The organism is Pseudomonas sp. SWI36, assembly GCF_002948105.1.
GTDB lineage: Bacteria > Pseudomonadota > Gammaproteobacteria > Pseudomonadales > Pseudomonadaceae > Aquipseudomonas > Aquipseudomonas alloputida.
Genome location: NZ_CP026675.1, coordinates 3861279 through 3887260, shown reverse-complemented (window position 1 = coordinate 3887260; position 25982 = coordinate 3861279). Strand labels below are relative to the sequence as shown.

Sequence of the window (25982 nt, the reverse complement as noted above, 5' to 3'; positions counted from 1 at the left end):
CCCTACCTCTCACTCTGCCTTGAAGTTCATGGCTTTGCGCGCATCGCCTTCCACCTGTTCGAAGCGGTATTCGACACCGGGCTTCTCGACGAACTCGCGCGTACGTCCAGGACGAAGATGGTGCTTGGCCGGAGGCTCACACTCGTCCTCGTTCAGCACACAGACCTGGACGTTGTCGAGCAGCACCGTGGCATTGCCCTCGTTGCGCACGGTCCATTTCCCACCGGCTCGCTCGATCGAGGTCTGATACCGCGTGGCAGCAGGCTTGGTAATCAAAATGGTGCCGTAGCCGGCCAGAAACTGCACACCGGCACTGAGTTCCTTGCGGTAAGCGTCAAGCTCCGTTTCGTCCAGTGCGAAGCTGTCATCCTGTTCCGGCACCACCGGGACGAAGCGCAGCCGGTAGTAACGCTCCTGGTTCCGTTCACCGCGATACAGCAACCGCACGGCCTGCATGCCGCGTGCCGGGATGATCATCCGCGCAGGGCTGGCAACAACGCTGCGCTGGTCGAAGGGCAGCTCATCGACTTCCACCTCACGGGGTTCGGCCTGGCCGTCGTAGACCAGCTCCAGCACGCTGACCTTGACGAACGCGGTACTGTCCCCCCGGTTGTAGATGCGTTTGGCATAGGTGCCCTTGCCTGGCTCGAGGTAGTCATAGAGCGCGCCGACATCCAGCTGTGGCCCGGCCTGGGCAAACCACGGCAGCATCAGCGCAACGAACAACAAGGGTGACAAGTGAAATGTGAACCTGTGCATCTTCAACCTCTGTTTACTCAACATCCAATCCATCGACCCGGGAATCGGGCCCTCTACAGCGTCATGCCGAAAGCCGGCTCAGCCCACACTGGGCACACACCGCTGATCACCCACGATCAGCAGGTCATCCTCGCGATCAAAGTTGTCCGGCGGTAATGTCAGAAGGCAGCTACCTGCCGTGTCATGGCGAATTTCCAAGGTGGGCCGTGACTCACTCATTTCGACGTTGAAATAGCCATCCACCTCGACAACCGTGCGCCCGGCGTCATTGACCACATGCGCGCCGTGCAGTGGCTGGCCTTGCCCGTCGAGCAGCCGGCCAAACACGGTGACCGTTCGCATGACCTTCACTGTGTGGTACCCCACCCCACCGCGGTTGAGGTGATAGTCCACAGCGAGGGGTTGGATCTGAGCTGGCGGCACGTCCTTCGTGTCGAAGTCGAAGCGCACATGGCCAGACTTGAACGCCGTCACCGGCACGATATTGCGCCCGGGGTGCAGCACTGCACTCATGCCCTGGCCATCGTTGGCGCGCAGCTTCACACCGTGCAGATCGCTTTCGACATCGATGATCAAGCCGGCTTCGAGCGGCAGGTTGCTGCCGCCCATGGCCAGCTTCCCGGCGCCCAGCGCCAGGGTGCTTTCCAGGTTGAGGCCACCGCTGAGGTTATTGTTGAAAGAGGAACTCTGGGCATAGGCATCGCCCTGCAGCGCCTGGCTGTGGAATCGCCCATTGGCCGCCAGGCTGGTGCCATAGCCGTCGAGCGTCGCGCTGCCCCCCAGGCTGTGCACGGGGCCCAGGTCGACGTTCTGCCGATACCACAGCGAAGCGTAGGGGTCATTGCCCCCCTCACGCGAGGCGCGGCTACCCACATCGACACCAAGCTGCCTGCCATCGCGCTCAAGCTTCATGCTTACAGCAACGTTGACGCCGCGGCTGCGGACACCGGCGCTGCTGCGCGTTCCAGGCCTGTCGAAAAGTGACAGGCGAACACTGCTCTGATGCCCCCGCAGTTTCCCGAAGAACGCCCAGCTGAGGTCGGCCCCCAGGCCGCTTGCCGAGCCCGCACTGTGTTCCAGACGCAGCGTCGCTGAACTGCGCGCGGTTACCCGCTGGTTGATCGAAAAGGCGGTGCGGCTGCGCACCTGGCGCTGGGAAGTATCGTCGTGACCGCTACTGCCAGGCTCCAGCCAGGTCTGGTTGTGGCTCAGCAACAACGAGCCCCAAGGGTGGGTGTAGGTCAACTGCAGATCGCCGCCGTTGCCCAGGCCCTGAGTCTGATTGAGGCTGGCGTAAAGCTTGAACCGTTCATGCACGTCCCAGTCCAGCGAGGTCCCCAACTGCAGGTCAGCATCGACCTGTTGCACTGACAACCCCAGCACCGCGGCAGGATGCATCAGGTAGTTGGAAAGGGCACCGAACACCGGGCTCTGTTCACGATTGCCATCCGAGTTGCTCAGCAGCTCGACCTGCTGGCCCAGGTACAGGTTGTAGCGCCAGCGGTTATCCATGTTCTGCCACCGGCTGGGCTTGTAGATGGACACTTCGCTGCGCGAGGTCTCCAGGCCGTCTTCGAGCAAACGCAGCTCCACATCATAGATGCCGCCGGGCAATACCCGCGTGTCGATCGCCTGCAAACCCGGCTGTACCGGCTGACTGTTGATCAGCGAACCATTGCGATAGATTTCGACGATACCCGGGCGGTTCGGCGTGACGTAGACGGGGATGGCGCTGGCTTGGCCATTGTCGACCAGCAGGCTGTCACTGCTGCCCAGCATCAAGCCAAGCGTGCTATCAGGGCGGCGCCCGAGTAGCGATGGCTGGCGCACCAGGCCTTGTGCGCCAGTGGAGAAGTAACCCAGCCGAAAGAAATGCTCTTCCTGCAGGCGCTCCGCGTAAAGCTGGTTCATGCGGTAACGCATATCGCCTTGCTCAGATGGGCTACGATCCACGCGTGCATCGGCAAGCGTCGTCCAGTTATGCAGGTTGCCCTGACCGAGCAGGCCGATTCTGCCCGTGGTCTGATTGCCATCATTGACCAGGTTGAGCTGGTTACGCAGCAGCAACCCAGCGTCACTCTGCTCCGGGAGGCGGTGGAAGAGCGCGTCCTGCTCCCGCTTCTCGGCATTGGAGGTCAGCAATGACAACTGGGAATTGGCCAGGCTGTAATGGATAGCCTGCAACCCGTCCGGGCAGTTTTGCAGGCAGTCGCCCAGCATGCGCCCGCCCTCCAGGCGCTGTTGCCATAACTGCCTGAGCGTGGCCGGCTCTGCGCTCTGCTCAGTGTCGGTAAACGCCAGCAACTGCACACGGTTATCACGGCTCAATACCACCATGGCATCACCGAGGTAGCGTTGATCAAGCTCCACTCGCACGGCAAGCGGCACATCGAAAAAGTGCGCCTCGAAGTCTTCTGGCAGACGCCCGAATGTATTCAGGTCAATGGCACTGGACGCGCGCTCGGCCAACACTTCGAGGGGCATGATGCAGGCAGCACCCAGCAGCCAGACAGCGAGTGCGCGGCCGGGTGCAGCAAACTGGAACATGATTCAATCCACTTCAACACCTGCCCCTACACTGGTAGACATCCAGTAAGTTGAGGCAGGCGGCACTGCTTCAATCAAAGGCTGGTGGAGGAAGTTTCAAACAACACGCTCACTGTCCCGGCATACTCACCCTTCAGATAACCATTGTCGGGCTTTATGGCCTTAAACGTAATGGGAAGATCATTGCCAGCTTTAGCATCTTCCGCGCTCATGACCTCCGCGGGCGTCAACTCCAACTTTTTATCCCCGACAGTGATGATAAGATCAATCTTCTGGTCGGTTTGTGGGTCTTGCAGCGATGCTGTGTGCAGCAGGTGGGCCTGAATAGCGCCGACATCACTCTGTGCCGAGAACTTTTCACTGACCGCCTTGAAGTCTTCGCGCTCCGGCTCATATTCAAGCGTCACGCCTTTCTCCAGCCAGTCCCCTACGGGGGCCACTGAAAAATCATTCCCGGGAATGATCGCCGTCACTGAAATACTCTGGGTGATCGGCTCAGGGGCGGACGCGACAGCGGCACCGGCAAACAATGCAAGGAACGGGACAGCCAATACATAGGATTTCACATCAAACTTCCTTTAACGGTTGCACATCAAATAGCGGGCGCCCTGGGGCACCCGAATGAAATTGCGAATCAGGGCGCCCCTGTTTCAAACATCAAGGTGGCTTGCGTAGTGTAAGTACCAGGCATGCGAGTCGACGACGATTCCGCCATCGGATAGAACCTGAATTGAATGTTTTTTCCCTGAGCAGCTTCAGCAGCACTGATGATTTCAACCGGCGCCGTGCCCATTTTTTTGCGATTCAACATGATGTGGTATCGACGGGGCGCTACCGCACCGCCCACCCGCGTGAACCGATACTCCGAACGATCTGTTTTCGCGTAAATCGGGCCGTAGGTGCTTTTTACAAACACCTCTTTTTCGATTTGCTTGAAGACGCCCCGGTCCGGGTCATATTCAGCCTGAAGTACGTCTTCCCACCAATTGCCAACCGAGTTCACCTGAAATTCAGGTGCCGACACGACAGCCTGGACACTGATGTCCTGCGGTATTTCCTTTGCCCCTGCAGCGCCCGCCACGCCAAGGAGAGCGAAGGTGATTAAACAGCGTAACTTCATTGAATATTCCCCAAATGTGCCGGCATCTATAGATGCACTTACGACATGAGGGAACTTTATGGGCAGAGCCTCACTATGTATGTAGGCTGTTTCTGACTGCATAAAATAAAAAACGCCCCGACAGGCGGGGCGTTTTTCAATGCAGGGGATTGACGTTAGTGCGAGACCGCCCCGCTGGCACCCAGGCCAGTCTGCGAACGCACGAACTGCGGGAAGAACAGCGCGCGCTCATCCTCAGCCGCCTTGGACTTGTCGGTGACCGAGAAGAACCAGATGCTGACGAAGGCAATGGCCATCGAGAACAGCGCCGGGTACTCGTACGGGTAGATGGCCTTCTCGTGGCCGAGAATCTGTACCCAGATGGTCGGGCCAAGGATCATCAGCGTCACCGCACTCACCAGGCCCAGCCAGCCGCCGATCATGGCACCGCGGGTGGTCAGCTTCTTCCAGTACATCGAAAGCAGCAGTACCGGGAAGTTGCAGCTGGCCGCAATGGAGAACGCCAGGCCGACCATGAAGGCAATGTTCTGCTTCTCGAACAGAATCCCCAGGCCGATCGCCAGCACACCCAAGGCGACAGTGGTGATCTTCGATACGCGGATCTCGTCCTTGTCGTTGGCTTTGCCCTTGCGCCAGACGCTGGCGTACAGGTCGTGGGACACTGCCGAGGCACCGGCCAGGGTCAGGCCAGCCACCACCGCCAGGATGGTGGCAAAGGCTACCGCCGAGATGAAGCCGAGGAACACACTGCCACCCACCGCATTGGCCAGGTGCACCGCGGCCATGTTGTTGCCGCCCAGCAGAGCGCCTGCGGCGTCCTTGAATTCCGGGTTGGTGCTGACCAGCAGGATCGCGCCAAAGCCAATGATGAAGGTGAGGATGTAGAAGTAGCCGATGAAGCCGGTGGCGTACAGCACGCTCTTGCGCGCTTCCTTGGCGTCACTGACGGTGAAGAAGCGCATCAGGATGTGCGGCAGGCCGGCAGTACCGAACATCAGTGCCAGGCCCAGGGAGAATGCCGAGATCGGGTCCTTGACCAGGCCACCGGGGCTCATGATCGCCTCGCCCTTGGCGTGTACCTTGATCGCTTCGGAGAACAGCGTGTTGAAGTCAAAGCCCACGTGCTTCATGACCATCAGCGCCATGAAACTGGCACCGGACAGCAGCAGCACAGCCTTGATGATCTGTACCCAGGTGGTGGCCAGCATGCCGCCGAACAGCACGTACAGGCACATCAGGATACCCACCAGGATCACCGCCACATGGTAGTCCAGGCCGAACAGCAGCTCGATCAGCTTGCCGGCGCCGACCATCTGCGCGATCAGGTAGAACGCCACCACCACCAGCGAACCAGAGGCAGACAGGGTGCGGATTTCCTTTTGCCCGAGGCGGTACGAGGCCACGTCGGCGAAGGTGTACTTGCCCAGGTTGCGCAAGCGTTCGGCAATCAGGAAAAGAATGATCGGCCAGCCAACCAGGAAGCCGATCGAGTAGATCAGGCCGTCGTAACCCGAGGTGAACACCAGCGCGGAAATACCCAGGAACGAGGCGGCCGACATGTAGTCGCCAGCAATCGCCAGGCCGTTCTGGAAGCCGGTGATCTTGCCCCCGGCAGCGTAGTAATCCGATGCCGACTTGTTGCGTTTGGAAGCCCAGTAGGTGATGCCGAGGGTGAAGGCGACGAAGGCCACGAACATGGCGATGGCGGAAACGTTCAGCGGTTGTTTCTGCACCTCGCCGGTCAGGGCATCGGCGGCCCACACGGCGGGTGCGAAGGCTCCGCAGGCCAGTACGGCCAGGGCTTTGGTTTGGCGAATCATTGTTGCGCCTCCTTCAGGATTTCCTTGTTCAGCTCATCGAATTCGCCGTTGGCGCGGCGTACGTAGATGGCGGTCAGGACGAATGCCGAAACGATCAGGCCGACGCCCAGGGGAATGCCCCAGGTAATCGATGACTCAGGACTGAGCTTGGCGCCCAGCACATGAGGACCGTAGGCGATCAGGAGGATGAAGGCGCAGTACAGGCCGAGCATGATCGCCGAGAGAATCCAGGCGAACCGTTCGCGTTTGGTGACCAGCTCCTTGAAACGGGGGCTGTTTTGTATCGAGAGGTAAATGCTGTCGTTCATTGTTTTTGTCCTAGCAGCACAGATACGGGATGGAACCCACACCCTTACTTTATGCTGCCGATGGACGCCAACCAGACGACCTTAGTCTTAGATGCAACGGTGTTTTACCGATTGCGTAACAAAGTAATGACCCGTTCGCGGGTAAACCCGCTCCTGCAGGAGCGGGTTTACCCGCGAAGAAACCCTATTGGCCCTGGAAGGTTATTACTTGCCAGTCCACTCCTTCACACGATCAGGGTGCTTGGCGACCCAGTCCTTGGCGGCCGCTTCAGGCTTGGCCCCTTCCTGGATCGCCAGCATCACCTCGCCAATCTCGTCCTTGGACTGCCAGTTGAACTTCTTCAGGAACTCCGCCACTTCCGGTGCCTTGGTGGCCAGTTCCTTGCTGCCGATGCTGTTCACGGTTTCTGCCGCGCCATATACGCCTTTCGGGTCTTCGAGGAACTTCAGCTTCCACTTGGCGAACATCCAGTGCGGAACCCAGCCGGTCACCGCAATCGACTGCTGCTTGGCATAGGCACGGCCCAGTTCCGCCGTCATCGCCGCACCCGAGCTGGCCTGCAACTTGTAACTGGTCAGGCCATAGTCCTTGATCGCCTGGTCGGTCTTGAGCATCACACCGGAGCCTGCGTCGATGCCAACAATCCTGTCCTTGAAGCTGTTATCGGTCTTGAGGTCGGCAATGCTCACTGCCTTGACGTACTCTGGGACAATCAGGCCGATCTTGGCGTCCTTGAAGTTCGGGCCGTAGTCGACCACGTTGTCCTTGTTCTTGGACCAGTACTCACCATGGGTCACCGGCAACCAGGCCGACAACATGGCATCGAGCTTGCCAGTTGCCACACCCTGCCACATGATCCCCGTGGCCACGGCCTGCAACTTCACGTCATAGCCGAGTTTTTGCTTGATTACTTCGGCAGCCACGTTGGTGGTCGCCACGCTGTCGGCCCAACCATCCACGTAACCAATGCTTACTTCTTTGGCCATAGCCTGTGCAGTGCTCATGGCCATTACCAGGGCGGTGCCCACACCCAGGAAACGTCGCATTTTCTTCAAAGTTGCCATCAAAGCATCCCCTCGTCAGGTCTTGGAGATTGCATCATCTTCCTGCAACACAAGTCGACCTGATCCACCTGCGACCTGCACCCGCCCCATATGCGACAGCACTGTGCCATTAGCGCCATCGGCCTGCCTCGGCCTGCGCGATCCTTGCATGCCAAAGGTTTGGCGCCGGGCTACTATCTAACCTTTTGTGCCAGACGATGGACCGCCACATGCCCAGTTGTAGCCGCCTGTTATTGCCGTTGTACCTGCTTGCCTGCCTGCTGGCCCTGCTCGGGCTGGGGGGGCTCTGGTACGGGCTGGGCAAGCCTGTGCACCTGCCCGATGCGGCCAGCCCTGCGCACAAGCTGCAATGCGCTTCGTACACGCCGTTTGACAAAGACCAGTCGCCTTACGACCAGCCGTTTCGCCTGCGCCCAGCGCGGATGGACGCCGACCTGGCGTTACTGGCCGAGCGGTTTCAGTGCATCCGTACCTATTCCATGAGCGGTCTTGAGGCAATCCCGGCGCTGGCACGCAAGCATGGGCTGAAGGTGATGCTGGGCGCCTGGGTGAACGCCCACCCGGCCGACACCGAGAAGGAAATCAACCTGCTGATCGCTGCTGCCAACGCCAACCCGGACGTGGTCAGCGCGGTGATCGTCGGCAATGAGACACTGTTGCGCAAGGAGGTGACCGGTGCCCACCTTGCCAAATTGATCGCGCGGGTGAAGCGCGAGGTCAAGGTGCCCGTGACCTACGCCGATGTCTGGGAATTCTGGCTGCAGCACCCGCAGGTGGCCCCGGCAGTGGACTTCCTGACCATCCATCTGCTGCCCTACTGGGAGGACGACCCGCGTGGCATCGACGATGCCTTGGCCCACGTTGCCGATGTGCGCCGGGTGTTCGGCACACGCTTCGCGCCCAAGGACATTCTGATTGGCGAAACCGGCTGGCCCAGCGAAGGCCGCCAACGCGAAACGGCGGTGCCCAGCCGGGTCAATGAGGCGCGCTTCATCCGTGGCTTCGTGGCCATGGCGGAGCGCAATGGCTGGCACTACAACCTGATCGAAGCCTTCGATCAGCCCTGGAAACGCGCCAATGAGGGCGCAGTGGGTGGTTACTGGGGGCTATACGACGCGGACCGGCAGGACAAGGGCGTGCTCGAAGGGCCAGTGAGCAACCTGCATGACTGGCCGCAGTGGTTGCTGGCCAGCGCCGTGCTGACGGTGATCATGCTGGGGCTGGCCGGGCGCCCCGCTACACCGATGGCCGCCTTGCTGCTGCCACTGCTGGCAGCGTTTGGTGCCGCTTGCCTGGGCCTGTGGGGCGAGTTGATGCGCACCCATGCGCGCTTTGCCGGGGAATGGCTGTGGGCACTGATGCTGGCCGGGCTGAACCTGCTGGTACTGGCCCATGCGTTGTTGGCGCTGACGCGGCGGGCCGGCTGGCGTGAACGCTTGTTCGCCTGGCTGCAGGAGCGAGCCGGCTGGCTGTTGCTGGCGGCAGGCTTCGCTGCGGCGGTGAGCATGCTGGCAATGGTGTTCGACCCGCGCTACCGCAGCTTCCCCAGCGCGGCGCTGGCGTTGCCGGCGCTGGTGTATGTGCTGTGGCCAGTGCGGGCACGGCGGGCGGAGGTGGCGTTGCTGGCGTTCATCGTCGGCGCCGGGGTGGCGCCGCAGTTGTTCGTGGAAGGGCTGGAGAACCAGCAGGCCTGGGGCTGGGCAGTGGTGAGTGTGCTGATGACAGCGGCATTGTGGCGAAGCCTGCGGATGCGCCAGGCTTGATACTGTATATTCCTCAAGCCCGGCGCGGACCTTGTGGGAGCAACTGTCTTGCTCAATTTCTGAAAGCTGGCGCGATCCCTGTGGGAGCGGGCTTGCCCGCGAACACGGGCGAAGCCCGTGCCATCCACCACGGTGTTGGCTTCGCGGGCAAGCCCTCTCCCACAGGTACGCGCAGCTGCCTACAATGGGGGCTGCCTGACCAGGCGCAACCCCGCCAGCACCAGCGCAAACACCGCAATGCTGGCGGTGTACAGCACCAGCGCCGGCACCGCGAACACCAGTGCCAACACTGCCAGCCACCAGCCGGCACGCGCGGAAACGAACTGGGCCAGTAGCGCAAGGCCCAATCCGCCCCAGGCCATGACTTGATGGTGAATGCCCAACCCCAGCAGCGAACGCACCTCGCACTGCCAATAGGCGGTCGGCACTGCGCACAGCCCTACCCACTGGCCGTCCTCCATCAGGCCGTAACGCACGCCATAACTGGCCGCGAGCCAACCCCCCAGGAACAGCAGCAACAGCGCCGTCGGCAGCGAACGAGACATCCTGTTCTCCAATAGCGGTAATCGAAAGCATCCATGATCGCTTATGCCCGTTTCTAAGGCAAAATCACACCCCGGCAGCTATGTTGCAGATAGCAAGTACGCCAAATGCCACCGCAGCGGGCAACTTTGCCCACCTGGCTGTGGTCCTAGCCTGCACACTGCTCGACCTTGCGTTCTTTTGGGGGATTACATGCTTCGATCTTTGCGCCTCGCTGCCCTGCTCGGCAGCTTGCTCATGGCTGTGGCCGCTTCAGCGCGGGATATCGACGCTGCCAGCTATGGCTACCCTCTTACCAACCCGTTCGAGGCCACCATCGCCACCACGCCGCCGGACAAGCGCCCTGACCTGCCCAGCGACGATGAAATCACTCAGTCCGACTACAGCCTGAACTTGCGCCCGGAACGCGAGTTCACGTTGCCCGACAACTTCTGGGCAGTGAAGAAGCTCAAGTACCGCCTGGCCCGCCAGGATCGCGAAGCGCCGCTGATCTTCATCATCGCCGGCACCGGCGCGCCCTACAGCAGCAGCATCAATGAATACCTGAAAAAGCTGTTCTACCAGGCCGGCTTCCACGTGGTGCAACTGTCATCGCCCACCAGCTATGACTTCATGAGTGCGGCCTCGCGCTTTGCTACCCCCGGCATCAGCCAGGAAGACGCCGAAGACATGTACCGGGTGATGCAGGCCGTGCGCGCCCAGCATCCACGCCTGCCGGTCAGTGATTTCTACCTCACCGGTTACAGCCTGGGCGCGCTCGACGCAGCCTTCGTCAGCCACCTGGACGAAACCCGCCGCAGCTTCAACTTCAAGCGTGTACTGCTGCTCAACCCACCGGTCAACCTCTACACCTCGATCAACAACCTCGACAAGCTGGTGCAGACCCAGGTCAAGGGCATCGACCGCAGCACCACGTTCTACGAGCTGATGCTGGAAAAACTCACCCGTTACTTCCAGGACAAGGGCTACATCGACCTGAACGACGCCCTGCTGTACGACTTCCAGCAGTCGCGCCAGCACCTGTCCAACGAACAGATGGCCATGCTGATCGGCACCTCGTTCCGTTTCTCGGCAGCCGACATCGCCTTCACTTCCGACCTGATCAACCGCCGTGGCCTGATCATTCCGCCGAAGTTCCCGATCACTGAAGGCAGCAGCCTCACGCCGTTCTTCAAGCGCGCCCTGCAGTGCGACTTCGACTGCTACATGACCGAACAGGTAATTCCGATGTGGCGCGCCCGCACCGACGGCAACAGCATCCTGCAGTTGGTCAACCAGGTCAGCCTGTATGCCCTGGAAGACTACCTGCGCAGCAGTGACAAGATCGCCGTGATGCACAACGCCGACGACGTCATTCTCGGCCCGGGCGACATTGGCTTCCTGCGCAAGGTGTTCGGCGAACGGCTGACCCTCTACCCCCATGGCGGCCATTGCGGCAACCTCAACTACCGCGTCAACAGTGACGCCATGCTGGAGTTCTTCCGTGGTTAACAAACTCCTCTTCGCCACTGCCCTGCTTGCCGCTGGCCACACCCTGGCCGCCGAAACCGCACCCCGAGCCAGTGTGGTCGAGGCCGACCCGCAGGTGATCGGCACCGCGCCACTGGTGCCCGAAGCCGATGGCTTCCTCGACCCGCTGCGTGAGCTGAAATTCAACCCGGGGCTGGACCAGCGCGAGTTCGAGCGCTCAACCCTGCAGGCGCTGAACGTGTACGACCCGCTGGAGTCGATCAACCGGCGCATCTACCACTTCAACTACCGATTGGACCAATGGGTGCTGCTGCCGCTGGTGAATGGCTATCAGTATGTCACCCCAAGCTTCGTGCGCACGGGGGTGAGCAACTTCTTCAACAACCTTGGCGATGTGCCGAACCTGTTCAACAGCGTGTTGCAGCTCAAAGCCAAGCGCTCGGCAGAAATCACCGCGCGACTGATGTTCAACACGATCATCGGCGTGGGTGGGCTGTGGGACCCGGCGACCAGCATGGGCCTGCCGCGCCAGAGCGAGGACTTTGGCCAGACCCTGGGCTTCTATGGCGTACCGGATGGGCCGTACCTGATGCTGCCGGTGCTAGGCCCATCGAACCTTCGCGATACCACCGGGCTGGTGGTGGATTATGCGGGAGAGCAGGCGGTCAACTACCTGAACGTGGCCGAAGCCAGCACCGATCATCCGGAAATCTTCGCACTGCGCGTGGTGGACAGGCGCTATACGACCAAATTCCGCTATGGCCAGCTGAATTCGCCGTTCGAGTATGAAAAGGTGCGGTATGTGTATACCCAGGCGCGCAAGTTGCAGATAGCCGAGTAAGCCTGCTGCGGCCCTTTCGCGGGTGAACCCGCTCCTACACAGGTATTGGCGCAACCCCTTGTCGCGAAAGGGCCCGCAAAGGCAACATCAAATCCCCAGGAATTCGCAAAGCTCGCGCTTCTTGGCCAGGGCATCGCGCCGCCCCAACTCGATCAGTTCACTGCAATAGCTGGCCTCGAACAGCAAATAGCTCAACACCCCCGCCCCGCTGGTGCGCGTTGCCCCCGGCCCCCGTAAGAACAGGCGCAGCGCCGCCGGCAACTCGCGGCGGTGCCGAGCGGCAATCTCATCCAGCGGCTGGCTGGGCGCCACCACCAGCACGTCGATCGGTGCCAGCCCCAGGCGCCGGGCATCCAGGTGCGCCGGCAACAGCCCGCTCAAGTGATTGAGGCGCTGCAGCAGTTCGATATCGCCTTCCAGGCTGTCAATGAACGTACTGTTGAGCATGTGGCCGCCGATCTGCGCCAGGCTCGGCTGCTGCCCGCTGAACACACGCTGGGGCGGTACAGGTGGCGCTGGCCGCTGCGGGTTTCCGCTGACCCCGACCACCAGCACCCGGCTGGCGCCCAGGTGCAAGGCCGGGCTGATCGGTGCCGACTGGCGCACTGCACCGTCGCCGTAATACTCGCCGCCCAGTTGCACCGGGGCGAACAGCAGCGGGATCGCCGCACTGGCCAGCAAGTGGTCGATGGTCAACGGTGCGGGTACGCCGATACGCCGGTGGCGCAGCCAGGCCTCGATGGTGCCGCGGCCCTGGTAGAAGGTCACCGCCTGGCCAGACTCGTAGCCAAAGGCGGTCACCGCCACGGCGCGCAGTTGCTCGGCGGCCAAGGCGTGGCCGATGCCATCCAGGTTCAGGTGCGTTTGCAGCAGGCTGCGCAACGGGCTGCTGTCGAGCAACGCCACAGGGGCCTGACCACCCAGCCCCAGCAGGCTGTGGCCAACGAAACGGCTGGCCTGGCGCACGACCCCGGGCCAGTCGCTGCGGATGACCAGATGGCTGCGGAAATTCTGCCAGAAGGCAGTGAGCCGCTGCACGGCGTCGTTGAAGTGCACCGCACCACTGGCCAGGGTGACGGCGTTGATGGCCCCGGCGGAGGTGCCGACGATGACCGGAAAAGGGTTGTCCGCGCCGGCGGGCAGCAACTCGGCGATGCCCGCCAGCACACCGACCTGGTAGGCGGCGCGGGCGCCGCCGCCAGACAGGATGAGACCGGTTACCGGGGGTGGTGCCATGGCGTCCTTCCTGGGGTTGATGTGTTTTCAGCGCTTCTTCTTGTCATACAGCCGCGGCGCACCCTCGGGGCGCGACTTGAACCGGCGGTGCGCCCACAGGTACTGCTCGGGGCACTCGCGCAACACGCTCTCGACCCATTGGTTGATGCGCAGGCAATCGGCCTCTTCGCTTTCCCCGGGGAAATCCGTCAGCGGCGGGTGGATGACCAGCCGATAGCCGCTGCCATCCTCCAGGCGCTTCTGGGTGAACGGAATCACCTGCGCCTTCCCCAACCGGGCGAACTTGGTGGTAGCGGTCACCGTCGCCGCGGGGATACCAAACAACGGTACGAAGATGCTCTGCTTGGCACCGTAGTCCTGGTCCGGTGCGTACCAGATAGCCCGGCCCGAACGTAGCAGCTTGAGCATGCCACGTACGTCCTCGCGCTCCACCGCCAGCGAATCGAGGTTGTGACGCTCGCGGCCGCTGCGCTGGATGAAGTCGAACAGTGCATTGCCGTGTTCGCGGTACATGCCGTCGATGGTGTGCTGCTGGCCGAGCAGCGCGGCGCCGATTTCCAGGGTAGTGAAGTGCACCGCCATGAGGATCGCGCCCTGCCCCGCCTGCTGGGCGGCCTGCAGGTGCTCAAGGCCCTCGATATGGGCCAGGCGCGCCAGCCTGGCCTTGGGCCACCACCAGCTCATGGCCATTTCGAAGAAGGCGATGCCGGTGGAGGCGAAGTTGGCCTTGAGCAAACGCTGCCGTTCGTCGACCGACAGCTCCGGGAAGCACAGCTCCAGGTTGCGCGCGGCGATGCGCCGACGTTCACCGGCAAAGCAATACATGACGGCGCCCAGCGCGGCACCGATCTTCAGCAGCACCCGGTACGGCAACTGAACCACCAGCCACAGCAGGCCCAGGCCCAGCCACAGGCCCCAGAACTTGGGGTGAAGGAAATAGGGACGAAAACGCGGGCGTTCCATTGAAGCATCCGGAAAGACAAAGGCCGCGCATTCTACAACGGATCAGCGCATGTTGCGGGCAACCGGTGTTCTCGTTATAAGTCAGGGCACTTTTTTCGCAACAAGCCGTCTATGCAGACCATGAGCCCAAACCACACATCCGACACCGCCTCCGTGTTCCAGCTCAAGGGCAGCATGCTCGCCATTACGGTACTGGAACTGGCACGCAATGACCTTGAAGCCCTCGACCGCCAGTTGGCGGCCAAAGTCGCCCAGGCCCCGAACTTCTTCAGCAATACACCGCTGGTGCTGGCGCTGGACAAGCTGCCGGCCGACGAAGGGGCGGTCGACCTGCCCGGCTTGATGCGAATCTGCCGCCACCACGGCCTGCGTACCCTGGCCATCCGCGCCAACCGCATCGAGGACATCGCCGCCGCCATCGCCATCGACCTGCCGGTGCTGCCGCCCTCGGGGGCCCGCGAACGGCCGCTGGAGCCCGAGCCCGAGGTGGTGAAAAAGCCCGAACCGGCCCCGGCGCCACCACCGCCCCCCGAACCCGAGGTGCGCCCGACCCGCATCATTACTTCGCCAGTACGCGGTGGCCAACAGATCTATGCTCAGGGAGGTGATCTGGTTGTGACGGCTTCGGTCAGCCCAGGTGCGGAACTTCTGGCCGATGGCAACATCCATGTGTACGGCGCCATGCGCGGCCGCGCCCTGGCTGGCATCAAAGGCAACACCAAGGCGCGTATCTTCTGCCAGCAGATGACCGCCGAAATGGTCTCGATCGCCGGCCAGTACAAAGTCTGCGAAGACCTGCGCCGGGATCCACTGTGGGGGACCAGCGTGCAAGTCAGCCTGTCTGGTGACGTGTTGAACATCACCCGTCTTTAACGGATACTTGCCAGCATTTTTAGAGCAACTTTTTTACCGTTGCCTTTATTTCGCTATTTCAGTTTTTTGCAGGGACAAGTGTCCCGACTATTTTTAGGGGTGAAACACCTTGGCCAAGATTCTCGTGGTTACTTCCGGCAAGGGGGGTGTGGGCAAGACCACTACCAGCGCCGCCATTGGTACCGGCCTCGCACTGCGCGGCCACAAGACCGTCATTGTCGACTTCGACGTGGGCCTGCGTAACCTCGACCTGATCATGGGCTGCGAACGCCGCGTGGTGTACGACTTCGTCAACGTGGTCAACGGCGAAGCCAACCTGCAACAGGCCCTGATCAAGGACAAGCGCCTCGAGAACCTGTACGTGCTGGCCGCCAGCCAGACCCGTGACAAGGACGCGCTGACCCAGGAAGGCGTGGAAAAGGTACTGATGGACCTGAAGAAGGACTTCGAGTACGTCATCTGCGACTCGCCGGCCGGTATCGAAAAAGGTGCTCACCTGGCCATGTACTTCGCTGACGAAGCCATCGTGGTGACCAACCCGGAAGTTTCGTCGGTACGTGACTCCGACCGCATGCTGGGCATTCTGTCGAGCAAGTCGCGCCGCTCCGAAAACGGTGAAGAGCCGATCAAGGAGCATTTGCTGATCACCCGCTACCACCCTGAGCGCGTCGTCAAAGGCGAAATGCTGAGCGTGGCCGACGTGGAAGAAATCCTGTCGATCAAGCTCAAGGGTGTGATCCCGGAATCGCAGGCCGTCCTCAAGGCGTCCAACCAAGGTATCCCGGTCATTCTCGATGACCAGAGCGATGCCGGCCAGGCCTACAGTGATGCGGTCGACCGCCTGCTGGGCAAAGAGAAGCCGATGCGCTTCATCGATGTACAGAAGAAGGGATTCTTCGAGCGCATTTTCGGGAGCAAATAAACCATGAACCTTTTTGACTTCTTTCGTGGCAGACAGAAACAGACCAGCGCGTCGGTAGCGAAAGAGCGTCTACAGATCATCGTGGCGCACGAGCGCGGCCAACGCAGCGAACCGGACTACCTGCCCGCGCTGCAGAAAGAACTGCTGGAAGTGATCCGCAAATATGTGAACATCGGCAACGATGATGTGCATATCGAGCTGGAAAACCAGGGCAGCTGCTCGATTCTGGAGCTGAACATCACCCTGCCGGATCGCTGATCCGCGTAGTCGACAATTTGGGGCTGCCTTGCAGCCCTTCGCGGGCAAGCCTGCTCCTACAGGGGAACGCATACCCTTTGTAGGAGCGGGCTTGCCCGCGAAGGGCCGCAAAGCGGCCCCAGCGTTTACTGCTATTTTCGTGAGACCTGCAATGCCGCTGTCGAATGTCCAGATCCTCTTCGAAGACGCCGCCATCCTGGTGATCAACAAACCGACCCTGCTGCTGTCGGTACCTGGCCGTGCCGAGGACAACAAGGACTGCCTGATCACCCGTCTGCAGGAAAACGGCTACCCCGATGCGCTGATCGTGCACCGTCTGGACTGGGAAACCTCCGGCATCATCCTGCTGGCCCGCGATGCCGACAGCCACCGCGAGCTGTCGCGCCAGTTCCACGACCGTGAAACGGAGAAAGCCTACACCGCACTGTGCTGGGGCCAGCCGGCGCTGGACAGCGGCAGCATCGACCTGCCACTGCGCTACGACCCACCGACCAAACCACGGCATGTGGTGGACCACGAGCAGGGCAAGCACGCCCTGACCTTCTGGCGTATCGTCGAGCGCTGCGGCGATCACTGTCGGGTGGAGCTGACGCCGATTACCGGGCGTTCGCACCAGCTGCGCGTGCACATGCTGTCGATCGGGCACCCGCTGCTGGGTGATCGCCTGTACGCCAACCCGCAAGCCCTGGCGGCCCATGAGCGGCTGTGCCTGCATGCCTCGATGCTGAGCTTTACCCACCCGGTGTCCGGGCAGCGGTTGAAGTTCGAGTGCCCTGCGCCGTTCTGATTTTGCAGGGCCTGTAACGGCCTCTTCGCGGCTAAAACCGCTCCTACAAGGGCCGCACTGCGCTCAGGGGCTGTGCAATGCCTGTGGGAGCGGCGTTAGCCGCGAAGATGCAGACACAAATTGTCGACATTCTGCGTTAAACTCGCGCCACTGCTGTCTGGAGTGAGCTATGCGCGACGCACTGAATACCGGCCTCATCGAATTTCTCAAGGCCTCCCCCACGCCCTTCCATGCCACCGCCAGCCTGGTCCAGCGCCTTGAGGCGGCCGGCTACAAGCGCCTGGACGAGCGCGACAGTTGGGACACCGAGACTGGCGGCCGCTACTACGTCACCCGCAACGATTCTTCAATCATCGCCATCAAACTGGGCAAGCAGTCGCCGCTGCTCAATGGCATCCGCATGGTCGGCGCCCACACTGACAGCCCGTGCTTGCGGGTCAAGCCTCAGCCCGAGCTGCAGCGCCAGGGCTTCCTGCAACTGGGCGTGGAAGTGTATGGCGGCGCGTTGCTGGCCCCCTGGTTCGACCGCGACCTGTCGCTGGCCGGCCGCGTCACCTACCGCCGTGACGGCAAGGTCGAAAGCCAGCTGATCGACTTCAAGCTGCCAATCGCGATCATCCCCAACCTGGCGATCCACCTGAACCGCACCGCCAACGAAGGCTGGGCGATCAACCCGCAGAACGAACTGCCCCCCATCCTCGCCCAAGTGGCCGGTGACGAACGCATCGACTTCCGCGCCCTGCTCACCGAGCAACTGGCCCGCGAGCACGAGCTGATCGCCGACGTGGTGCTGGACTACGAGCTGAGCTTCTATGACACGCAGGACGCCGCGCTGATCGGTCTGAATGGCGACTTCATCGCCGGCGCCCGCCTGGACAACCTGCTGTCGTGCTACGCCGGTTTGCAGGCCCTGCTGGCCGCCGACAGCGACGAGACCTGTGTGCTGGTGTGCAACGACCACGAAGAAGTCGGCAGTTGCTCGGCCTGCGGTGCCGATGGCCCGATGCTGGAGCAGACCCTGCAGCGCCTGCTGCCCGATGGCGACACCTACGTGCGCACCGTCCAGCGCTCGCTGATGGTGTCGGCCGACAATGCCCACGGCGTGCACCCCAACTACTCCGACAAGCATGACGGCAACCACGGGCCGAAGCTCAACGCCGGGCCCGTGATCAAAGTGAACAACAACCAGCGCTACGCCACCAACAGCGAGACGGCCGGGTTCTTCCGCCACTTGTGCATGGCCGAGGAAGTACCGGTGCAGAGCTTTGTGGTGCGCAGCGACATGGGCTGTGGCTCGACCATCGGGCCGATCACCGCCAGCCACCTGGGTGTGCGCACGGTGGATATTGGTTTGCCGACCTTTGCCATGCACTCCATTCGCGAGCTGTGTGGCAGCCATGACCTGGCGCACCTGGTGAAGGTACTGACCGCGTTCTACCGTAGCCGCGAGCTGCCGTGATGTAAGCAGGCGCGGCCTATTCGCGGGTGAACCCGCTCCTACGGGGTTGTGCGGTCCCCGTAGGAGCGGGTTCATCGAGGCGTCGAACCGCCGCGAACAGGCCGCGCCTGCTTAAACGTGCTCAAGGTCAATCACGCCTCGTTGGCCAAGCGCTATGCTTGTTACATGGCCCCACTGCAAAAGGATTGCTGTCCATGTCCCCGTTCCTGTCACTGTTCGTACCGGTGTTCCTGTTCCTGATGCTGCTGACCATCGGCTTCAGCATGCGCGAACGCAACATCGGTGTACTGATGATGTGGGTCGGCACCCTGGGTATATTCGGCCTCACCTGCTGGAAGATCCTCGAGAAACTGCCGACATAAACCTCTACACTCGGTCAATCGTTTGACCTGAGGTAGATTTGCCAGTGCCTGCCCTCCTGCGTTACCTGTTCCTGTTGCTCTTGCTTTTCATTGCCCCGGTACAAGCGGCGGGCTTGCCTAGCCTGCTGGGCGGCAGTGCGCCCGCGCAACCAGAGGCCACCGAGCCGCTGGGCAAGTCGCTGGACGAGGTGATCAAGAACCTCGAAAACGACCAGCAACGGGCCAAGCTGCTGGCCGACCTGAAAAAACTGCGCGACGCCACCCGGCAATCGCAACCCAGCGTTGAACAGGGCGTACTCGGCCTGATCGGCGGTGCCCTGCATGACTTTGAAAAACAGTTCAGCGGCGATGCCAGCCCATTCCACCGCTGGGCCGCGGAAATCGAACAGGCCCAGGCCGAACTGGCGGAACTGGTGGTGCCCGTGCACCAGTGGCCGGCGATCCTGTTCGGTTTTGCTGCAGTGATTGCCGTGTGGAGCGTGCTGGCCTATGCCTTCAACTGGGTCGGCCATCGGGTCCGCCTGCGCTTTGGCCTGAGCGAGGAACTGCCACAGCACCCGCGGACCTGGGACCTGGTGCGCTTTGCCTTGCGCAAGCTCGGCCCCTGGCTGGTGGCGCTGGTGTTCACGGTGTACCTGAGTTTCGTGCTGCCGCCATCACTGGGCAAATCCCTGGCAATGGTGCTGGCCTACGCACTGGTGGTCGGTACCTGCTTTTCGGCCATTTGCGTCATCGCCTTTTCCTTGCTGGACGGCCCACACCGCCACCGCGCCCTGCACATCCTGCGGCGCCAGGCGTTTCGCCCGTTGTGGCTTATTGGCAGCTTCGCCGCGTTTGGCGAGGCGATGAGCGATCCACGCATGCTGGTTGCCCTCGGTACCCACCTGGCCCACACCCTGGCTACCTTGGCCAATGTGATTGCGGCACTGTGTACCGGGCTGTTCATCCTGCGCTTCCGCCGGCCGATCGCCCACCTGATCCGCAACCAGCCACTGTCGCGACGCCTGACCCGACGTACCCTCAGCGATACCATCGAGATCCTCGGCAGCTTCTGGTTCATTCCGGCGCTGATCCTGGTGGCCATTTCGCTGTTCGCCACCTTCGTCTCCGCCGGCGACACCAGCACCGCCCTGCGCCAGTCGCTGATGTGCACCGTGCTGGTGGTGGTGTGCATGGTGCTCAACGGCCTGGTGCGCCGCCATGCCGCCAACCCCAAGCGGGCCAGCAAGCGCCAGGCGGTGTACACCGAACGCCTGCGCAACTTTGGCTACCTGCTGGTGCACCTGTTCATCTGGCTGGTGTTCATCGAGTTGGGCCTGCGCGTGTGGGGCGTGTCGATGATCAGCTTCGCCGAGGGCGACGGCCATGACATCAGCCTGCGCCTGCTGGGCCTGGCCGGCACGCTGATCGTGGCCTGGCTGGTGTGGATCCTTGCCGACACCGCCGTACACCATGCCCTGGTGCGCTCGCGCCGGGGGCTGGCCAACGCCCGTGCGCAAACCATGATGCCGTTGATTCGCAACGTGATGTTCGTGGTCATCTTCATCATCGCGGTCATCGTCGCCCTGGCCAACATGGGCATGAACGTCACCCCACTGCTAGCCGGTGCCGGTGTGATCGGCCTGGCCATCGGTTTTGGCGCGCAGTCGCTGGTGGCCGACCTGATCACCGGCCTGTTCATCATCATCGAAGATTCGCTGGCCATCGACGATTACGTGGATGTCGGCGGCCACCTGGGCACGGTAGAAGGGTTGACCATTCGTACCGTGCGCCTGCGCGACATCGACGGCATTGTGCATACCATCCCGTTCAGCGAAATCAAGAGCATCAAGAACTACTCGCGGGAGTTCGGCTACGCGATCTTCCGCGTGGCAATCCCGCACAGCATGAACATCGACCAGGCGATCTCGCTGGTTCGCGAAGTGGGGCAGAAGCTGCGCAACGACCCGCTGATGCGCCGCAATATCTGGTCGCCGCTCGAGCTACAGGGGGTGGAGAGCTTCGAGTCAGGGTCGGCGATCCTGCGGGCGCGGTTCAAGACCGCGCCGATCAAGCAGTGGGAGGTGTCGCGGGCGTTCAACCTGGCCTTGAAGCGGCAGCTGGATGAAGCCGGGCTGGACCTGGCGACGCCGCGGTTGTCGGTGCAGGTGGTGACAGCCGGTGGGGGTGGAATGACCGAGGCCGGCTCGTAGGAGCGGGTTTACCCGCGAAGAAGGCAACACATCATCCAGCCTGGGCACGAATGCGGATCGCATCATGCCGCCAATACTCGAGGTCACAGTCGATCAAGTGCCCATGCTGGTCGCTGTTGACCCGGGTAATGTGCAACCCCGGGCTGCCCGCCGACACTTTCAAGGCACTGGCCGCCTCCACCGGCAACGCTGTCGGCAGGATCTCGAAGCACACCTGCCCGTACTCGATGCCATACACCCGCCCATAAATCTCGGTCAGTGACTGCGCCAGGTCGTGTTCGAGAATGCCTGGAAAGTAACGGGGGTTGAGGTAATGCTCGGCATACAGCACCGCCCGCCCGTCAATCCGCCGTAACCGGCAGACGCGCACCACACTGGACAACGCCGGCAGCTGCAAGCGTGCACAGATGGCCGCCGAAGCCGGCTGCAGCCTCGCCGACAGCAGTTCGGTACTGGCCACCCGCCCCTGATCGCGTACCATGGCATGGAAGTGGCTGCGCTCGATCAGGTCGTAGGTCAAGCGCTGCGGCGCAACGAACCAGCCTCGGCGCTCTTCTCGGTAGATCAAGCCTTGGGCCTCCAGCTGCACCAACGCCTCACGCAGGGTAATGCGCGTGGTGTCGAACACCTCGCTGAGCCGCCGCTCGGCCGGCAGCTTGCCGCCCGGCGCCAGCAGGCCATGCTCGATCTGCTCCTGCAGGGCATGGCAGATGGCTGTTACCGCACGCGGGGGCGTCGACTGCATCGAAAGGTTACCTATCTGGACTAGTCCAGCCCCATCACAGGGCAGGTTGAGAATAGTGCAAGCCTAGGCAGGGCTGATGAACATCCTGTGACAAAGCTTGGGCCAGGCACTGCCAGAAACGCGCCAAGCCAGCAGAACCGGGGCGATTACCTGGTCTACGCTGTAGCTTCAGGGCCCTTGCCGGCCCCCTCCCTACATCAAACTGTCACGCAAGCGGCCTACTTTGGCTCAAGGTTTGCTGACCTAGACCAAAGGTGCCAGTCAAAGGCTTGCAACGGCTTTACCCAGAACAACGATCGCAAAGGCACCCACCCAAAGGAGCTTCGGATGAAAAAGTTCTTCATGGCGTCACTGCTTGGTTCGGCCATCGCGTTGTGCACCACGGCCATGGCCGCCGGCACTGACCTCAAGGCCCTGGAAGACGCCGCCCGCAAGGAAGGCACTGTCAACAGCGTGGGCATGCCCGACGCCTGGGCAAACTGGAAAGGCACCTGGGAAGACCTGGCCAGCAAGTACGGCCTCAAGCACAGCGACACCGACATGAGCTCGGCCCAGGAACTGGCCAAGTTCGAAGCCGAGAAGGACAACGCCAGCGCCGACATCGGTGACGTGGGTGCCGCCTTCGGCCCGATCGCGGTGACCAAGGGCGTCAGCCAGCCTTACAAGCCAAGCACCTGGGACCAGGTGCCGGAATGGGCCAAGGACAAGGACGGCCACTGGGCGCTGGCCTATACCGGCACCATCGCTTTCATCATCAACAAGGACCTGGTCAAGGAAGAGGAACGGCCGAAAACCTGGCATGACCTGGAAAAAGGCAAATACAAGGTCGCCATCGGTGACGTCGGCACCGCCGCCCAGGCCGCCAACGGTGTGCTGGCTGCGGCCATCGCCTACAAGGGTGACGAAAGCAACGTGGCGCCGGGCCTGCAGCTGTTCACCAAGCTGGCGCAGCAGAAGCGCCTGTCGCTGGCCAACCCGACCATCCAGACACTGGAGAAGGGCGAGGTGGAAGTTGGCGTGGTGTGGGACTTCAACGGCCTGAGCTACCGTGAACAGATCGACCCAAAACGTTTTGAAGTGCTTATCCCCTCGGACGGCTCGGTGATTTCCGGCTATACCACGGTCATCAACAAGTACGCCAAGCACCCCAACGCGGCCAAGCTGACCCGTGAATACATCTTCAGCGACGCCGGGCAGATCAACCTGGCCAAGGGCCATGCGCGGCCGATCCGGGCCGAGCACCTGAAGCTGCCGGCGGATGTGCAGGCCAAGCTGCTGCCCAACGACCAGTACGCTGCCGCCCAGCCGATCAAGAATGCCGAAGCCTGGGAAGCCACCTCGAAGAAACTGCCGCAGATGTGGCAGGAGCAGGTGATCATCGAGATGGAGTAAGGGGCTGGGCTTTGTAGTGCCTGATCCGGCCCTTTCGCGGGTAAACCCGCTCCTACACAGGGATACGCGATACATGTAGGAGCGGGTTTACCCGCGAAGATGCCAACGCGGTTCATGACTGGAGAAAACATGCAACACAACGTCATCCTGGTCCTGCTCGACGGCCTCAACTACCAGGTCGCCCATCATGCGATGGGCCACCTGCACGCCTACGTCGAGGCCGACCGCGCCGCGCTGTACCGCGTGGAATGCGAGCTGCCCTCGCTGTCGCGGCCGCTGTACGAATGCATTCTCACCGGCGTGCCACCGATCGACAGCGGCATCGTGCACAACAACATCAACCGCCTGTCCAACCAACGCAGCGTGTTTCACTACGCCCGCGAGGCCAACCTGGGCACTGCGGCGGCGGCCTATCACTGGATGAGCGAGCTGTACAACCGCTCGCCCTTCGATCCGCAGCGCGACCGCCATACCCACGCGCCGAAACTGCCGATCCAGCATGGGCTGTTCTACTGGGACGACCGTTACCCCGATTCGCACCTTCTGGCCGATGGCGAGTACCTGCGCCGCCGCCACGCGCCCAACTTCCTGTTGGTGCACCCGATGAGCGTTGACGACGTGGGTCACCGCCACGGCCTGGACAGCAGCCAGTATCGCAACGCTGCGCGCAGCGTCGACATCCTGCTGGCCGACTATCTGCCCGGCTGGCTCGAAGAGGGCTACCAGGTATTGGTCACCGCCGACCACGGCATGAACAACGACCGCTCGCACAACGGCCTGCTGGCGGAAGAACGTGAAGTGCCGCTGTTCGTCTTCGGCGACGCCTTCAGCCTGGACCCGGCCGCCCAACCGCTGCAGACCGAACTGTGCGGCACCATCTGCGAGCTGCTGGGTGCCGCGCACGACAAGACTGTTTGCCGGGAGCTGCTGAAGTGAATGGCGGCATACGTGGCCGCTACCTGGCCCTGCTCTGCCTGCTGCCGTTCGCCGTGTTCTTCGTCATCTTCCAGGTCGCCCCGCTGGCCTGGGTGGCGATCAACAGCCTGCAATCGGAGGCCGGCTGGGGCATCGACAACTTCAGCAAGGTGTTCGCCTCCAAATTCTACCGGCAGGCGTTGCAACGCAGCCTGGAAATCAGCTTCTGGTCGAGCGTGTTCGGCATCGTCATCGCTACCCTCGGCGCCTATTCACTGCGCCAGGTGGACTCGAAGCTGCGCGACTTCGTCAGCGCCTTCGCCAACATGACCAGCAACTTTGCCGGCGTACCGCTGGCCTTTGCCTTCATCATCCTGCTTGGCTTCAACGGCGCACTGACGCTGCTGCTGAAGCAGGTCGGCCTGCTGGAAGACTTCAGTATCTATTCCAAAAGCGGCTTGATCCTGGTGTACACCTACTTCCAGATCCCGCTGGGCGTCTTGCTGCTGTACCCCGCCTTCGACGCCCTGCGCGAAGACTGGCGCGAGTCAGCCGCACTGCTGGGCGCCAACCACTGGCAGTTCTGGCGACACATCGGCCTGCCGGTGCTGGCCCCGGCACTGCTGGGCACCTTCGTCATCCTGCTGGCCAACGCCCTGGGCGCCTACGCCACGGTGTACGCACTGACCACCGGCAACTTCAACGTACTGCCGATCCGCATCGCCGGCCTGGTGGCGGGCGACATCAGCCTCGATCCGAACCTGGCCAGCGCCCTGGCGATGGTGCTGGTGGGGCTGATGACGCTGGTCACGGTGGTGCATCAATGGCTGCTGAAAAGGAGCTACCATGCGCGCTGACATCCGTTCCGGCGGCTGGTACCACCGCCTCGTGGTCTACCTGCTGTTCCTGATCCTGCTGCTGCCCCTGGCCGGCACCCTCCTCTACTCGCTGGCCACCAGCTGGTCGGCGAGCCTGCTGCCCAGTGGCCTGACCCTGAAGTGGTATGCGGCGCTGTGGAGCGAGCCGCGTTTCCTCGCGGCCTTCGGCCAGTCGCTGCTGGTGTGCGTAGGCGCGCTGCTGCTGTCGGTGGTGCTGATCTTGCCACTGCTGTTCGTGGTGCATTACCACTTCCCGCGGCTCGACGCGCTGATGAACATCCTCATCCTGCTGCCATTCGCGGTGCCGCCGGTGGTGTCGTCGGTGGGGCTGCTGCAGCTGTATGGCAGCGGGCCGATGGCCATGGTCGGCACACCGTGGATCCTGATCGGCTGCTACTTCACCATCGCCCTGCCGTTCATGTACCGGGCCATCACCAACAACCTGCAGGCCATCAACCTGCGCGACCTGATGGACGCCGCGCAGTTGCTCGGCGCCAGCACCTGGCAGGCCGCACTGCTGGTGGTGCTGCCGAACCTGCGCCAGGGCCTGATGGTGGCAGTGCTGCTGTCGTTCTCGTTCCTGTTCGGTGAATTCGTGTTTGCCAACCTGCTGGTCGGCACCCGCTACGAGACCCTGCAGGTGTACCTGAACAACATGCGCAACAGCAGCGGCCACTTCAACAGCGCGCTGGTCATCTCCTACTTCGCCTTCGTGCTGGTACTGACCTGGGTCGCCTACCGCCTGAATAAGGACAAGACCTGAC

The 25982-nt window shown here is 62.1% G+C and carries 25 protein-coding genes; 14 read left to right on the top strand and 11 right to left on the bottom strand.

Annotated elements, in window-relative coordinates:
• Positions 1 to 9: 9 nt before the first annotated feature.
• From C4Q27_RS18620 to C4Q27_RS18590, 7 genes are all read right to left on the bottom strand, one after another.
• On the bottom strand, positions 10 to 783 hold the full coding sequence (locus C4Q27_RS18620) for a hypothetical protein (RefSeq protein ID WP_064491538.1): 774 nt from the start codon (positions 781 to 783) through the stop codon (positions 10 to 12).
• Positions 784 to 837: 54 nt separating this feature from the next.
• Positions 838 to 3306: a CS1-pili formation C-terminal domain-containing protein gene (locus tag C4Q27_RS18615; protein ID WP_104887169.1), complete on the bottom strand. Its 2469-nt coding sequence runs from the start codon at positions 3304 to 3306 to the stop codon at positions 838 to 840.
• Between the two features lie 74 nt (positions 3307 to 3380).
• Positions 3381 to 3872: a CS1 type fimbrial major subunit gene (locus tag C4Q27_RS18610; RefSeq protein WP_064491540.1), complete on the bottom strand. Its 492-nt coding sequence runs from the start codon at positions 3870 to 3872 to the stop codon at positions 3381 to 3383.
• A 68-nt stretch (positions 3873 to 3940) separates the two neighbouring features.
• Positions 3941 to 4426 (bottom strand): hypothetical protein, encoded by a 486-nt coding sequence (locus C4Q27_RS18605; protein WP_014861130.1) that lies wholly within the window; start codon positions 4424 to 4426, stop codon positions 3941 to 3943.
• A gap of 155 nt (positions 4427 to 4581) precedes the next feature.
• Positions 4582 to 6246 carry a cation acetate symporter gene (locus tag C4Q27_RS18600; protein WP_012053405.1) on the bottom strand — a complete coding sequence of 555 codons (1665 nt, stop codon included), beginning with the start codon at positions 6244 to 6246 and terminating at the stop codon, positions 4582 to 4584.
• Entirely contained in the window at positions 6243 to 6554 is a 312-nt protein-coding gene (locus C4Q27_RS18595) for a DUF485 domain-containing protein (RefSeq protein WP_010952786.1), read from the bottom strand. The genes C4Q27_RS18600 and C4Q27_RS18595 overlap by 4 nt, the downstream gene beginning before the upstream one ends.
• Positions 6555 to 6758: 204 nt before the next feature.
• Positions 6759 to 7619 carry a glycine betaine ABC transporter substrate-binding protein gene (locus C4Q27_RS18590; RefSeq protein ID WP_064491541.1) on the bottom strand — a complete coding sequence of 287 codons (861 nt, stop codon included), beginning with the start codon at positions 7617 to 7619 and terminating at the stop codon, positions 6759 to 6761.
• A 197-nt stretch (positions 7620 to 7816) separates the two neighbouring features.
• Between C4Q27_RS18590 and C4Q27_RS18585 the strand changes: the two genes are divergently transcribed.
• Positions 7817 to 9382, top strand: a complete 1566-nt coding sequence (locus C4Q27_RS18585) for a beta (1-6) glucans synthase (protein ID WP_104887168.1) — start codon at positions 7817 to 7819, stop codon at positions 9380 to 9382.
• A 179-nt stretch (positions 9383 to 9561) separates the two neighbouring features.
• On the opposite strand, the gene C4Q27_RS18575 is transcribed toward C4Q27_RS18585, so the two are convergent.
• Positions 9562 to 9927 carry a hypothetical protein gene (locus C4Q27_RS18575; protein ID WP_014592050.1) on the bottom strand — a complete coding sequence of 122 codons (366 nt, stop codon included), beginning with the start codon at positions 9925 to 9927 and terminating at the stop codon, positions 9562 to 9564.
• Positions 9928 to 10117: 190 nt separating this feature from the next.
• On the opposite strand from C4Q27_RS18575, the gene C4Q27_RS18570 reads away from it, so the two are divergent.
• The gene (locus C4Q27_RS18570; RefSeq protein ID WP_020193404.1) at positions 10118 to 11416 is read left to right on the top strand and encodes a serine protein kinase PrkA; all 1299 of its coding nucleotides are present in this window, start codon (positions 10118 to 10120) and stop codon (positions 11414 to 11416) included.
• Positions 11417 to 11489: 73 nt separating this feature from the next.
• Positions 11490 to 12236 carry a VacJ family lipoprotein gene (locus C4Q27_RS18565; RefSeq protein ID WP_050545954.1) on the top strand — a complete coding sequence of 249 codons (747 nt, stop codon included), beginning with the start codon at positions 11490 to 11492 and terminating at the stop codon, positions 12234 to 12236.
• An 87-nt stretch (positions 12237 to 12323) separates the two neighbouring features.
• Here C4Q27_RS18565 and C4Q27_RS18560 read toward each other — a convergent pair whose 3' ends face one another.
• Complete coding sequence (locus C4Q27_RS18560) at positions 12324 to 13472, bottom strand: patatin-like phospholipase family protein (protein ID WP_020193406.1); 1149 nt, start codon at positions 13470 to 13472, stop codon at positions 12324 to 12326.
• 27 nt (positions 13473 to 13499) lie between these two features.
• A complete protein-coding gene (locus C4Q27_RS18555) occupies positions 13500 to 14435 on the bottom strand; it encodes a lipid A biosynthesis lauroyl acyltransferase (protein ID WP_064491552.1) in 936 nt (311 codons plus the stop codon).
• Between the two features lie 111 nt (positions 14436 to 14546).
• On the opposite strand from C4Q27_RS18555, the gene minC reads away from it, so the two are divergent.
• The 7 genes from minC (at position 14547) to C4Q27_RS18525 (ending at position 21288) form a co-directional block, all read left to right on the top strand.
• Positions 14547 to 15308 (top strand): septum site-determining protein MinC, encoded by a 762-nt coding sequence (gene minC, locus C4Q27_RS18550; protein ID WP_020192896.1) that lies wholly within the window; start codon positions 14547 to 14549, stop codon positions 15306 to 15308.
• A gap of 109 nt (positions 15309 to 15417) precedes the next feature.
• The gene (gene minD, locus C4Q27_RS18545; protein ID WP_003252574.1) at positions 15418 to 16230 is read left to right on the top strand and encodes a septum site-determining protein MinD; all 813 of its coding nucleotides are present in this window, start codon (positions 15418 to 15420) and stop codon (positions 16228 to 16230) included.
• Positions 16231 to 16233: 3 nt separating this feature from the next.
• Positions 16234 to 16488, top strand: coding sequence for a cell division topological specificity factor MinE (gene minE / locus C4Q27_RS18540; RefSeq protein WP_003252572.1), 255 nt, complete (start codon positions 16234 to 16236; stop codon positions 16486 to 16488).
• Positions 16489 to 16639: 151 nt separating this feature from the next.
• Complete coding sequence (locus tag C4Q27_RS18535; RefSeq protein WP_019436776.1) at positions 16640 to 17275, top strand: RluA family pseudouridine synthase; 636 nt, start codon at positions 16640 to 16642, stop codon at positions 17273 to 17275.
• Between the two features lie 169 nt (positions 17276 to 17444).
• Positions 17445 to 18734, top strand: coding sequence for a M18 family aminopeptidase (locus C4Q27_RS18530; RefSeq protein WP_104887167.1), 1290 nt, complete (start codon positions 17445 to 17447; stop codon positions 18732 to 18734).
• 194 nt (positions 18735 to 18928) lie between these two features.
• Entirely contained in the window at positions 18929 to 19096 is a 168-nt protein-coding gene (locus tag C4Q27_RS29450) for a hypothetical protein (protein ID WP_003252566.1), read from the top strand.
• A gap of 44 nt (positions 19097 to 19140) precedes the next feature.
• Complete coding sequence (locus tag C4Q27_RS18525; protein ID WP_104887868.1) at positions 19141 to 21288, top strand: mechanosensitive ion channel family protein; 2148 nt, start codon at positions 19141 to 19143, stop codon at positions 21286 to 21288.
• A gap of 31 nt (positions 21289 to 21319) precedes the next feature.
• Here C4Q27_RS18525 and C4Q27_RS18520 read toward each other — a convergent pair whose 3' ends face one another.
• Positions 21320 to 22033, bottom strand: coding sequence for a UTRA domain-containing protein (locus tag C4Q27_RS18520; RefSeq protein WP_003252562.1), 714 nt, complete (start codon positions 22031 to 22033; stop codon positions 21320 to 21322).
• Between the two features lie 327 nt (positions 22034 to 22360).
• On the opposite strand from C4Q27_RS18520, the gene C4Q27_RS18515 reads away from it, so the two are divergent.
• The 4 genes from C4Q27_RS18515 (at position 22361) to C4Q27_RS18500 (ending at position 25981) form a co-directional block, all read left to right on the top strand.
• Positions 22361 to 23425 carry an ABC transporter substrate-binding protein gene (locus C4Q27_RS18515; protein ID WP_064491331.1) on the top strand — a complete coding sequence of 355 codons (1065 nt, stop codon included), beginning with the start codon at positions 22361 to 22363 and terminating at the stop codon, positions 23423 to 23425.
• Positions 23426 to 23554: 129 nt separating this feature from the next.
• Positions 23555 to 24361, top strand: coding sequence for an alkaline phosphatase family protein (locus tag C4Q27_RS18510; RefSeq protein WP_020191060.1), 807 nt, complete (start codon positions 23555 to 23557; stop codon positions 24359 to 24361).
• Positions 24358 to 25197, top strand: coding sequence for an ABC transporter permease subunit (locus tag C4Q27_RS18505; protein WP_010952772.1), 840 nt, complete (start codon positions 24358 to 24360; stop codon positions 25195 to 25197). The genes C4Q27_RS18510 and C4Q27_RS18505 overlap by 4 nt, the downstream gene beginning before the upstream one ends.
• Positions 25187 to 25981: an ABC transporter permease gene (locus tag C4Q27_RS18500; RefSeq protein WP_104887166.1), complete on the top strand. Its 795-nt coding sequence runs from the start codon at positions 25187 to 25189 to the stop codon at positions 25979 to 25981. The genes C4Q27_RS18505 and C4Q27_RS18500 overlap by 11 nt, the downstream gene beginning before the upstream one ends.
• Position 25982 lies beyond the last annotated feature (1 nt).